The organism is Ulvibacter sp. MAR_2010_11 (genome assembly GCF_002813135.1).
Lineage (GTDB): Bacteria > Bacteroidota > Bacteroidia > Flavobacteriales > Flavobacteriaceae > Altibacter.
On record NZ_PHTY01000001.1, the window covers coordinates 690,827 to 703,178 of the forward strand.

General features: G+C 40.0%; 12 protein-coding genes. 4 read left to right on the plus strand and 8 right to left on the minus strand.

All coding sequences use genetic code 11. From position 1 onward, the window contains the following. Positions 1–107: 107 nt before the first annotated feature. Positions 108–803 (plus strand): glycosyltransferase family 2 protein, encoded by a 696-nt coding sequence (locus ATE92_RS03300; protein ID WP_100802343.1) that lies wholly within the window; start codon positions 108–110, stop codon positions 801–803. Continuing rightward, positions 800–2,293: a cellulose synthase family protein gene (locus tag ATE92_RS03305; protein WP_100802344.1), complete on the plus strand. Its 1,494-nt coding sequence runs from the start codon at positions 800–802 to the stop codon at positions 2,291–2,293. The genes ATE92_RS03300 and ATE92_RS03305 overlap by 4 nt, the downstream gene beginning before the upstream one ends. On the opposite strand, the gene ATE92_RS03310 is transcribed toward ATE92_RS03305, so the two are convergent. After that, positions 2,290–3,516: a M20/M25/M40 family metallo-hydrolase gene (locus tag ATE92_RS03310; RefSeq protein WP_100802345.1), complete on the minus strand. Its 1,227-nt coding sequence runs from the start codon at positions 3,514–3,516 to the stop codon at positions 2,290–2,292. The two genes, ATE92_RS03305 and ATE92_RS03310, sit on opposite strands and share 4 nt — an antisense overlap. A 32-nt stretch (positions 3,517–3,548) precedes the next feature. Between ATE92_RS03310 and ATE92_RS03315 the strand changes: the two genes are divergently transcribed. Together ATE92_RS03315 and ATE92_RS03320 are read left to right on the plus strand one after the other, a co-directional pair. Continuing rightward, a complete protein-coding gene (locus ATE92_RS03315; RefSeq protein WP_100802346.1) occupies positions 3,549–4,670 on the plus strand; it encodes a PD40 domain-containing protein in 1,122 nt (373 codons plus the stop codon). Positions 4,671–4,679: 9 nt separating this feature from the next. Then, on the plus strand, positions 4,680–6,071 hold the full coding sequence (locus tag ATE92_RS03320; protein WP_100802347.1) for a glycosyltransferase 87 family protein: 1,392 nt from the start codon (positions 4,680–4,682) through the stop codon (positions 6,069–6,071). On the opposite strand, the gene ATE92_RS03325 is transcribed toward ATE92_RS03320, so the two are convergent. From ATE92_RS03325 to ATE92_RS03355, 7 genes are all read right to left on the minus strand, one after another. Continuing rightward, complete coding sequence (locus ATE92_RS03325; protein WP_100802348.1) at positions 6,061–6,468, minus strand: VOC family protein; 408 nt, start codon at positions 6,466–6,468, stop codon at positions 6,061–6,063. The two genes, ATE92_RS03320 and ATE92_RS03325, sit on opposite strands and share 11 nt — an antisense overlap. A gap of 40 nt (positions 6,469–6,508) precedes the next feature. Continuing rightward, on the minus strand, positions 6,509–6,808 hold the full coding sequence (locus ATE92_RS03330; RefSeq protein ID WP_100804340.1) for a hypothetical protein: 300 nt from the start codon (positions 6,806–6,808) through the stop codon (positions 6,509–6,511). A 23-nt stretch (positions 6,809–6,831) separates the two neighbouring features. Then, on the minus strand, positions 6,832–7,809 hold the full coding sequence (locus ATE92_RS03335; RefSeq protein WP_100804341.1) for a deoxyhypusine synthase family protein: 978 nt from the start codon (positions 7,807–7,809) through the stop codon (positions 6,832–6,834). After that, positions 7,799–8,734, minus strand: a complete 936-nt coding sequence (speB, locus tag ATE92_RS03340) for an agmatinase (RefSeq protein WP_100802349.1) — start codon at positions 8,732–8,734, stop codon at positions 7,799–7,801. The genes ATE92_RS03335 and speB overlap by 11 nt, the downstream gene beginning before the upstream one ends. Continuing rightward, a complete protein-coding gene (locus ATE92_RS03345) occupies positions 8,724–10,121 on the minus strand; it encodes an arginine decarboxylase (protein WP_100802350.1) in 1,398 nt (465 codons plus the stop codon). Before ATE92_RS03345 ends, speB begins: the two co-directional genes overlap by 11 nt. A 339-nt stretch (positions 10,122–10,460) precedes the next feature. Continuing rightward, positions 10,461–11,321, minus strand: coding sequence for a pseudouridine synthase (locus ATE92_RS03350; protein ID WP_100802351.1), 861 nt, complete (start codon positions 11,319–11,321; stop codon positions 10,461–10,463). 73 nt (positions 11,322–11,394) lie between these two features. Then, positions 11,395–12,348, minus strand: coding sequence for a carbon-nitrogen hydrolase family protein (locus ATE92_RS03355; protein ID WP_100802352.1), 954 nt, complete (start codon positions 12,346–12,348; stop codon positions 11,395–11,397). Between the last annotated feature and the right edge of the window lie 4 nt (positions 12,349–12,352).

Genomic DNA, 12,352 nt, shown 5'->3' on the forward strand with positions numbered 1-12,352 from the left:
AAAGTACTGTCGTTACCTATTTCAATAATTTTAGTTAGTAATTAAATATACCTTCGTCTAAAGTCTTGTTGTAAATTTTTCTGAAATTTGCATCACGAAATACATTCATGAAGCACCTTATTAAAGTCATCATCCCGGCACACAATGAAGCAGATTCTATTGCAAAGGTAATCCGGGACATTCCCACCTTGGTTTCTGAAATAATTGTGGTAGATAACAACTCAACGGACCGTACAGCCGAGGTTGCTCAAAGCGCAGGAGCTACCGTGCTTTCCGAAGTGGAAAAAGGCTATGGACTAGCCTGTTTGAAAGGCATGGAATACATTTCGAAACAACAAATTACACCCGATATCATTGTTTTTTTGGATGGGGATTATAGCGATTACCCCGAAGAACTTACTAAAATTATAGCCCCGATAATCGAAGACGACTTGGACTTTGTTGTTGGAGCGCGTGTAAAAGAATTACGTGAAAAAGGTTCCATGACTTTTCCTCAGCGCTTTGGAAACAGCTTGGCCACTACCCTAATGAAATGGTTCTTTGGTTCTGAATTTACTGATCTCGGTCCGTTTAGAGCCATAAAATACAAGAAGTTAGAGGCTTTGGGGATGGTCGACAAGACTTATGGCTGGACAGTTGAGATGCAATTAAAGGTATTACAACGAAAATACACCTATATTGAGGTTCCTGTCCATTACAGAAACCGAATTGGAGTGTCAAAAGTTTCGGGAACCGTAAAAGGTGCTATCTTTGCGGGCATTAAAATTCTGGGTTGGATTTTTAAATACAGCATTAAAAAATGATACTTGAAACACTTGTAATTACGGTTTATTCAATTGCATTACTGCTTATCTTCATGTATGCATTGGCACAGCTTAATTTGCTGTTCAATTACCTTAGTGCGCGTAGAAAATGTGAAAAAAACTGTGAGAAATTCGATTTCGAAAATTCAGATGAAATTCCGTTGGTGACCATTCAGCTTCCTGTGTATAACGAAATGTATGTGATGGAGCGTTTGCTGAAAAACATTTCAGCATTGGAATACCCCAAAGATAAATTAGAGATTCAGGTGCTGGACGATTCCACCGATGAATCTTTTGAAACTACCGCCCTTCAGATAGAAAAATTACAAGCCACCGGACTCGATATTCAGCATGTAACCAGAGCGAATAGAGCGGGCTATAAAGCCGGTGCCCTAAAAGAGGGTTTAAAAACAGCTAAGGGAGAGTTTATAGCGATTTTTGACGCAGATTTCCTTCCGAAGCCCAACTGGTTAAAACGTACCATTCCCTATTTTAAAGACGCCGAAATTGGCGTAGTACAAACACGCTGGGGACATTTAAATCGCAATTATTCTATCCTAACCCGTGTACAAGCCTTTGCATTAGATGCTCACTTTACCTTGGAACAGGTTGGAAGAAACAGTAAGGGACATTTTATAAATTTTAACGGTACCGCAGGAGTTTGGCGACGTGCATGTATCCTCGATGCAGGAAACTGGGAAGGTGATACCCTTACCGAAGATTTGGACTTGAGTTACCGCGCACAACTTAAAAACTGGAAATTTAAGTACCTGGAAGAAGTTGAAACTCCGGCCGAACTGCCCGTAGTAATTAGTGCAGCACGCTCGCAACAATTTCGATGGAACAAAGGAGGGGCGGAAAACTTTCAGAAAATGGCAGGACGTGTAATTAAAAGTAACGACATGCCCTTTAAGACCAAAGTTCACAGTATTTTGCATCTGCTCAACAGTACGATGTTTCTCAACATTCTTATTGTGGCCATTTTAAGCATCCCCATGTTGTACATTAAAAACGAATACGAACATTTAAAAATGTACTTTTTTGTGATGAGTTTCTTTGTAATTAGCACCCTCATATTCTTTATATGCTACTGGTTTATGTACAAAAATATGTATGGCAGCGGATTTAAAAGTTTTATAAAATATATGGGAATGTTCATTACCTTCTTTTCTATTGCGATGGGCTTTTCGTTACATAATTCGGTTGCCGTACTCGAAGGACATATGGGTAAGAAAAGTGAATTTATACGTACCCCTAAATTCAACATCAACAGTTTAAAAGATAGTTGGAAGGGTAATAAATACCTAAAGAAGAACATTTCGCCTAACGTAATTCTTGAAGGTGCACTAATGCTTTATTTCGCCTTTGGGATGTATTCGGCCTTTGTAGTTGGGGATCAGGGTGGTGATTTCGGACTCTTTCCGTTTCACCTGATGCTCTTTTTAGGCTTTGGCTATGTGTTTTTTAAGAGTTTGGTGAGTAAGGTTTAAAAGGTAATTGCTACCTCCAGTATCTCATTGCCTCTTTTTACTTTAACCGAAGCTGTTTGTCCTTTCTCAAACAGGGATAGCGACTTCATATAGCTCATCATGTCGGTCACTTCGTGTTCACCCATTTTTACAACAACATCCCCTTTTTGCAATCCCGCTTTTTGAGCCGGTTTGTCTTCACTTACACCGTCAATTCGCATTCCTTTTCCGGTGAAGAGATAGTCGGGCACAACTCCCAAGGTCACTTTAAAATCGGGAACCGTTTCACTTTCGTTCTTTGTTTTTCTGAAGGCTAACTTGCCATTATCGTTTAAGTCGGTAATAATTCTGAAAATATAATCTGAAATCTTTTCCATTCCTTCATAATTCAGTTTTTCGGCATCGTCACCCGGTTTGTGGTAATCGCTATGTTGTCCGGTAAAGAAATGCAATACCGGAATATCCGAAACATAAAATGAAGTATGATCACTGGGGCCTATTCCGCTTTCGTGTTCGGCGATGGTAAGTCCTTCATTATTGGCAAACAAGGCTTGTTTAAAAACCGGGGAGGTCCCCACTCCATGTACGGCCAGAGTGTTTTCTGAATTCAAACGGCCCACCATGTCCATATTTATCATATAAGAAACCCGTTTCAAGTCGATGGTCGGATTTTTTACGAAATAATTGGATCCTAACAAGCCCATTTCCTCTCCGGAAAAGGCAATGAAAAGGTAATTGTGTTGTGCATCTTTTTGTTGCTGTAGTCTTTCAGCCAGATGCAAGAGTATCGCCACACCACTCGCATTATCATCGGCTCCATTGTGAATTGCTTCGCCTTCTCTATATAATGAACCGGCACCTCCCATTCCTAAATGATCGTAATGCGCACCAATAACTACAGTAGTTGTCGCTTTATTATCTATCCAACCCACCAGATTCATTCCTTGCGCAAGCGTATCTACAACGCTATCGACGACCTCAGCCTGTTTATGAGGGTCGGAACTCGGTTTAAAGGAAAAGGTTTGATAAAATCCCTGTGTACCTTTGGGTGTTAATTGTAAATCTTTAAATCGCTTAGCGATGTACTCGGCTGCAAGCCTCTCTCCTAAAGTCCCTGTTTCTCTCCCCTCCAGACTGTCTGAAGCTAAAATAGTTACGTCTTCTTCCATGGAAACAGAGTCCACGACCACTTTATTACATGAAAAAAATATGGAGATAAGAATTACTATAAAAAATGCGCGCATATTGTTACTTTTGCACAAAAGTAACGCTTAATATGAAAAACCTAGTATGTATTGCCATCTTGGCTGTGTTAATTTCTTGTAAAAACACTTCTGAAAACAATCAGGAAATCAATAAATCTGACGAAAACACTACATCCGAAACTATTACCATATCTCAAGATTCTCTCATCTATCCTGAAGAAAAGCATTTTAAAAACATGAGGCAGGTCACTTTTGGAGGTGATAATGCCGAAGCCTATTGGAGTTTCGACGACAAGCAATTGGTGTTTCAGTCCAACAACAAAGCCTGGGGCTTGGAATGCGACCAAATGTTTGTCATGAATGCAACCGACAATTTTAAAGACACGCAGCCCTCCATGATTTCAACCGGGAAAGGACGAACCACCTGTGCGTATTTTTTACCGGATAACAAGCATTTTGTCTACGCATCAACACATTTGGTTGATACAAACTGCCCCGAAGTCCCGCTTCGGAAAAACGGTAAATACGTATGGCCGGTATACGATTCGTTCGACATATTTGTAGCCGATTTACAAGGAAATATTACAGCACAACTCACTAATGAACCCGGGTATGATGCCGAAGCAACCGTTTCACCCAAAGGCGACAAAATTGTGTTTACCTCCACTAGAAGTGGCGATTTGGAATTGTACACCATGAATATAGACGGAAGTGATGTTAAACAAATTACAAACGAATTAGGATACGACGGGGGTGCCTTCTTTTCGCCCGACGGAAGTCAATTGATTTTCCGTTCATCGCGTCCAAAAACCGAAGCCGAAATTGCAGACTATAAAAATATGCTGGCTCAGGGGCTGGTGCAACCCACCGAAATGGAATTGTACATTTGTAACGCAGATGGTTCCAATCTAAGACAACTTACCAATTTGGGGAATGCAAACTGGAGTCCGTTTTTTCATCCTAGCGGAAAGAAAATCCTGTTCTCCAGTAATTTTGAAGCCGAAAGAGGTTTTCCCTTTAATTTGTACATGATCGATGTGGACGGTAAAAATCTGGAACGTATTACCCACGGTGAAACCTTCGATGCCTTCCCGGTATTTTCCAACGATGGAAAGTATTTGGTGTTCTCGTCTAACAGAAATAACGGTGGCGGGCGTGACACCAACCTATTTATCGCCGAATGGCAGGACTAACTTAAAAGCATGTTCGACTTTGTAAAATCACACCGAATCCCAATCCTTTTTGCCGCCATTAGTGTGGTGTTTTATATAAGTTTCGGGTACAATTTGGAACGAAGTGATTTTCTAAAGCTAAGCTTGTTGTACGCCGGATTATTTTTTTTGGCGTACAAGCTGATTCAAATTTCAAAAGACAGCTTTTGGTTGTTGGCAGGCTTCGGAGTAGTATTCCGATTGTTGTTTTTTACGAGTATCCCCAATCTTTCGCAGGATTTCTATCGGTTTTTATGGGATGGGCGATTGCTGTTACAAGGAGTGAGTCCGTATTTGTTTACACCACAAATGTATATGGACGCTACAATTTCGGTGGGTGCCGAAATTCCCCGGGCACAACTTTTGTATGAAGGTATGGGCGCCTTGAGTGCGGGGCATTTTAGCAATTATCCGCCTGTAAATCAATTATTCTTTGCCGTAGCGGCACTTTTTTCGGGGAAAAGCATAGTGGGATCGGTCGTGGTGCTTCGTGTAATTATGATACTTGCCGATCTTGGAATCTTATACTTCGGAAGGAAATTATTGAAAGTCCTTAATCTCAATCCCAATACTATTTTTTGGTATTTCCTGAATCCTTTTATTATTATCGAACTTACCGGCAACCTGCATTTTGAAGGAGTGATGCTTTTCTTCTTCATATGGGCTATCTACCTGCTTCATCAAAAAAAATGGCTTTGGGCTGCTGTTTTGGTGGGCCTTTCAATTTCAGTAAAATTAATTCCCTTGCTGTTTTTACCGTTGTTATATCAATACTTTATAAAAACCAGGGGTTCGAAAGCTTCAGGAGTTCTTTCATTGGTAAAATTTTATGCAGTAGTAGGGTTCACACTTGTCCTAAGTTTTGCACCATTTCTTTCTTCTGAATTTATTTCAAATTTTAGCGGAACAATCGGGCTATGGTTTCAGGAATTTGAGTTTAATGCCAGTGTGCACTATATTCTGCGGTGGATTAGTTTTAAAACCATAGGCTGGAATTTAATTGGTATCACCGGAAAGATCCTGCCAATTGTTGTGTTGCTCTTTGTACTCGGACTTACTTTTTTCAGAAAAAATAAATCAACTCAAGAACTTATCACGGCAATGGTTTGGGCGATTTCCTTTTATTTGCTGCTTTCCACGACAGTGCATCCCTGGTATTTGGCAACGCCTTTATTGCTTTCGGTATTTACCCAATATAGGTTTCCGGTGGTTTGGAGTTTGATGGCAGTACTGAGTTATTCGGCTTATACTGCCGAAGGATTTCAGGAAAATGAACTCCTTATAGCCATTGAATATGCAGTGGTTATTGGGTATGCGGTTTGGGAAATCTACTTCAGAAAAACAAAAAACGCTCCTAAAAAAGAAGAATTTCTTACTTCATAAATACAGTTTCTCCGTCTTTGAAGCATTTAAATTCGATTACATAGCCGTTGGGATCCTTCAAAAAGAAAGACTGATGCTCTCCATTTTTACCTGCAAGGAAGTTGGTGACGTCTATATGGACATTCGATTTTAGTTTTTGATACAACTTATTCCATTCGGCTGTGTCTAAAATAACCCCAAAATGAAACGAGGGCAACACGGTATTTTCAAAACCGTAACTGGCATAATCGAATTTAAATTTCCCCGATTTAATAAAGGTAATTTGATGGTTGAAAAGATTGATATCTACCCATTTTTCGGCACGTCTTCCAACTTTGGCACCAACAATGGATGTGTAAAATTCCTGCGTAGTCTTGGTGCTAACGCACGGCAATGAAATATGAAATCTATTGTCCATATCGAATCGTTTTAGCAGAAATTAAATTACGAAATATTTCTTAATCAAAATCATCTTCTCCCGAAGATTCGTCTTCAATTTCTAATCCCTCAGCCGAAGTATCTTCATCATCGAAATTATCGTCTTCGTCATAGTTTTCCATGGTGTCGGCCAGTCTCTGACTCACCTTCACAAGATAGATGGTGTCTTCGGTCTTTACTTCAACCGCTTCGATAATTTCATTTTGAGCATTTCGGAACACAATAATGTCATTCCCCTTATACCCATGCGGATACTTTTCAACCAGAAGGTCTAAAATTTCCTGAGTCAGTTTTTTAAAATCAACAATGACTCTTTTCAGTGTTGGTTGTTGCCCTTTCATAATTACATGTCTAATAGGTATGCAAAAATTAGTGGAGCTACAATGGTAGCATCACTTTCTATAATATATTTTGGGGTATGAATATCCAGTTTCCCCCAGGTGATTTTTTCGTTAGGCACTGCCCCCGAATAACTTCCATAACTGGTAGTTGAGTCGCTTATCTGACAGAAATAACTCCAAAAAGGAGTGTCTGTCCGCTCCATATCCTGATACAACATAGGCACTACGCAAATAGGAAAATCACCGGCTATTCCTCCGCCAATTTGGAAGAAACCAATTCCTTTTTTAGAATTATCGGTATACCAATCGGCTAAAAAAGTCATGTATTCAATTCCGCTTTTCATGGTAGAGGCTTTCAATTCGCCTTTAAGCACGTAGCTGGCAAAAATATTTCCCATGGTACTATCTTCCCATCCCGGGCAGATAATAGGTAGGTTTTTCTCGGCAGCGGCATACATCCAGGAATCTTTTAAATCGATTTCGTAATGTTCTTCCATCACCCCGCTGAGTAATAATTTGTACATATATTCATGCGGAAGGTATCGCTCACCTTTGGCTTCGGCATCCATCCATATCTTTACAATATGCTCCTGAATTCTTCTGAAAGCTTCTTCTTCAGGGATACAGGTATCGGTCACACGGTTGAGGCCCTGTTCCAATAGATCCCATTCTTCCTGAGGGGTTAAATCTCTGTAATTGGGCACTCTTTTGTAATGCGAATGCGCCACGAGATTCATGATATCCTCCTCCAGATTGGCTCCGGTACAGGAAATAATATGTACTTTATCTTGGCGGATCATTTCAGCAAAAATCTTCCCCAATTCGGCAGTACTCATAGCACCTGCAAGGGAAACCAACATTTTTGCACCGTTTTGCAATTGCAATTCATATCCTTTGGCAGCATCTACCAAAGCAGCGGCATTAAAATGCAGATAGTATTTTTGGATAAATTCTGAAATGGCTCCTTTTTTAGTAGTCATCTTCTTCGTCATTAAATTTTGAAATTTCTTTTTTCGATTCATGGAAGTTGCTTTCAAATTCATCTTCTTCATCGGTACCTACAAATTTATAGGTAAGCATTTTGTAATATAATTTTGCTGCCAGAAAATCTGAAGCTTTATCAACTGTATTTGGACACAATTCTACAATATCGAAACCTACTACATTTCTTTCGGCAAAAACCTGTTTCAGGAAATCGAGCGTTTCGTACCAAAATAGTCCGCCCGGCTCCGGAGTTCCCGTTGATGGCAAGATTGAAGGATCGAAAGCGTCCAAATCGAAAGTGATAAATACATTTTCTCCCAATGACTCGATCACATTATCTACCCAATAATCGTCCTTTGCCATTTCGTGGGCGAAGAATACTTTTTCGGTATCCATTACGCGAGTTTCGGCAACGTCCATGCTTCGGATACCAACTTGTATTAGATTGGTCGTCTGACTCGCTTCATATACTGCACAGGCGTGATTACAAGTTGAACCATCGTATTCCTTTCGCAAATCGGCATGCGCATCGATGTGTAATACTGTTAAATCGTCAAAACATTCATTAAAGGCTCTAATTGTTCCGATAGAAATACTGTGTTCCCCTCCGAAGATGGTTACAAATTTATTTCGGATAATATATTCCTTTGTTTTTTTATGGACAGCGTCGACCATTGCTTCAGGCGAAGCATTTTCAGTAACAGGATCTGCAAGATGAATTCCCTGTTTGTACACTTCGGTTTCAGTTTCAATGTCGTATAATTCCATGTTTTCGGAAGCGTGTAAAAAAGCCTGAGGTCCTTTATCGGCCCCTTTTTGCCAGGTGCTTGTTCCATCGTAGGGAACCGGAATTAATACAATTTTACTTGTCTCCAACGCCCCGTATTGTTGTGGGATGCCGGCATACGTTTTAGTGCTCATAACCTAAAATATTTAACAATTGTTTGCTTGTTTGTTGTTCTGAAAATAATTTTGTCGTGATGTTTCCATCCTTGTCTTTATTAATTAAAACATGCTTTGGCGAAGGAATTAGACAGTGTTGTAAACCGCCAAAACCTCCTATTGTTTCCTGATAGGCTCCTGTGTTGAAGAAACCTATATACAACGGTCTGTCTCTTCTGAATTTTGGTAGATAAATGGCATGCATGTTCTGTTCACTGTTGTAATAATCGTCACTATCGCAAGTAAGTCCACCCAATAAAATACGTTCGTACTCATCGTTCCACCTGTTAATTGCCAAAAGTATAAATCGCTTGCTAATAGCCCAGGTATCCGGCAAAGTAGTAATAAATGACGAATTAATCATATTCCACTTTTCACGGTCGTTCTGTTGCTTCTGATAAAGTATTTCATAAATCGCACCCCCACTCTCACCTACTGTAAAACTACCGAACTCGGTAAAAATATTAGGAACCGCAACATCGGCATCTTGACAGGTGATGTTTATTTGATTGATGATTTCATCGATCATATATTGGTAATCGTATTCGAAGGCTAGCGAGTTTTTTATAGGAAAGCCGCCGCCAATATTCAAGCTGTCTAAGGTTGGGCATATCTTTTTCAACCTTGTATAGACCGTAAGACATTTTACCAATTCGTTCCAGTAGTAGGCTGTATCGCGAATACCGGTATTGATAAAAAAGTGAAGCATTTTGAGCTCTACCTTTTTGTTGTCCTTGATTTGTTTTTCGTAGAAGGGAACAATGTTTTTGTAGCCAATGCCCAAACGAGAAGTATAAAATTCGAACTTAGGCTCTTCTTCTGAAGCGATGCGAATACCTACCTTGAATTTCCCTTTAATCGCCTCATTTAAGAGTCCGATTTCTTCGTAATTGTCGATTATGGGAATACAGTTTTTATGACCTGAATTTATCAGTCGGCCAATATTCTCGATGTATTGTTCCCGTTTAAACCCGTTACAGATTACATAAGTCTTATCGGTCACGCGTCCTTCTGCCTTTAGATTTTCAACTATATCTATGTCGAATGCCGAAGAAGTTTCTATATGAATGTCGTTCTCCAGAGCCTCATGCAACACATGTTTAAAATGTGAACTTTTGGTGCAATAGCAGTAATTGTAAGTGCCTTTATAGTTTTGCTTTTCGATGGCATCGCCAAACCAACGCTTGGCGCGATTTATATTTTCTGAAATTTTTGGTAAGTATGTAAATTTTAACGGAGCTCCATATTCTTCTACCAGAGCCATTAAATCGATCCCGTGAAATTCTAAAGTAGATTCGTTTAAGGTGAACTCTTCCTGTGGAAAATCGTAGGTCTGACTAATCAAGTCAATATATTTGGTATTCATGTTTTGCGGTTATTGAAATTTGAAATTAAGAATAATAATGGAAATACTTCAAGAAATGGGAAGTATAACAAAAATTTAACCTGAATATCAGATACGAATAGGGTTTAGCCAGTAGGCTAATCGTTGTTGTAGAAGTTCTCTGCCTGTTAACATAGTAAAAGCGGAAGCTAGCTTTAGAATTTGGTTATCCGCCTGGCGGACTGTCTTTGAATTTAACTTCCGATTCTTCAAAAACCCAAACATAGAAACAGGATTCAATTTGTTCAGCTAAATGCGGGACAAAAGAACTAAAAAAAATTGAAACGCAAAGTAATTTTAATTTTTTTTTGAAATGAAGATTTACAACATGGAAAAGAGCTCCACTTCGGCTTTCGATAGATGTTTCCAATTACCTCTGGGCAAATCCTTTTTGGTAAGATGCGCAAGTGTCACGCAATCTACTTTTACCAAATCGTACCCCAGATGTTCAAATATATTTCGAATCACACTATTCCCCATGTGTTTGATCTTTATACCCACTTCTTTTTTAGGGGCATTGGTGACATAACTCACCTCTTCTACATATATTTCTTTTCCTTCTATTTTTAAGCCTTCCGCGATTTTCTGAAGATCGGTTGGTTTTAAATTTTTATCGAGTTCGACATGAAACAAACGAGCCATTCCTTTTTTGCTCAATTTTTCCTTTAGTTGGTCGTCATTGGTAAACAATAGCAATCCGGTAGCATTTCTGCCCAATCTTCCTATGGGAGTAATACGTGCGTTGGTAGCATTGGCAACTAAGTCCATAACCGTATTTCCCTTACTATCGCTGGTAGTTGTTGCAAAACCTTTTGGCTTGTTCAATAAAACGTAAGTATTTGGTTCGGGGTTAATTCGACGGCCATCAAAACGTACATCGTCTTCAAGTTTCACCTGATAGCCCATCTCGTTAATTATTTTTCCATTAACTGTTACCAATCCTGTGGCAATATAAGTATCTGCTTCACGTCTTGAGCAGATTCCACTATTTGAAATGTATTTGTTTAAACGAATCCCATCCCTCTTTTTAACCGGCTTACTAACGGTATTTTGTCTTCCTGAAGGCCTGTTCGTATTTTCCTTTTTAAAGGGAGCATTTCCTCTGGCACTGCTTCTCTTCCTATTGTTATCCTCTCCTCGTCCCGAAGTCTTTCCTTTTCCACTTGTGTCTTGTCTGCTCATAATCTAATTTTTTGCAAAGATAGTGTAAGAAGTGGAATGCGCTAAGCTGAAAGTCAAAAGTTTATTGCGCAATTCAATCTTCAAATCCGATGGTAGATTGACGCTCTCTGTTTACAATTAACTTGGTGACATCAGGCCTTGAATAATGCCCAACCGGATCGAAGTTTTGACGTTCTTCGAGAACGCGATTAAAATCGAGGGTGTGGTAGATATTTCCTTCTTTATTAAGGACCGGCTTTACCAGCCATTCTCCGTCAGGGCCTGCGATACAACTTCCGCCGTTTGCCAGAATTTTCGGGGATTTCTCGAAAATCTTTTCCAAATGCGGCGTGTTTTGAGGGAAATCTTCAATTTTCATTAGAGCAGAAACCGAAATTACAAAGCTTCTCGATTCCCGGGCTATAAAACGGGTGATGTCCTTGGTGTTATGGTCGCTGCCGGGCCATACGGCCACGTGCAGGTCTTCGCCCTGCGCGTAGAGCGAAGCTCTTGGCAGCGGCATCCAGTTTTCCCAGCAGTTTAATCCTCCAACCGTAAATTGTTTTAGAGGATGTGTTCTCAATCCGTTGCCATCCCCCATAGACCATGTAAGCCTCTCGTCGTGAGTAGGTTGTAATTTGCGATGTACCGACTGAATTTTCCCGGAAGCATCAATATAGACCAAAGAAGCATACAAACTATGTCCTCCGCGATCTGTGGGGCGCTCGATTATTCCCAGATAGACAGCCATTTTATGTTGCTTCGCCAGCTCGCAGATTGCATCGAGATCTCCTTTTTCGATAGTAACCGCATTGCGAACATAATGCGCATGAAGTTCCTTATTGATTTTGGTATCCCACGCTGCACCATCTGTTAGTGCGAGCCAAAACGGATATCCGGGCAACAATCCCTCTCCAAAAACAATCAATTCGGCTTCGTTTTTAGCAGCTATGGTAATTTGCTTTTTAATTTTCTGAAGTGTTTCTGCCTTGTTTAGCCAGACAGGAGCTATTTGGGCGAGGGCAACTTTTAGAAGATTCTCTTTCATGGTA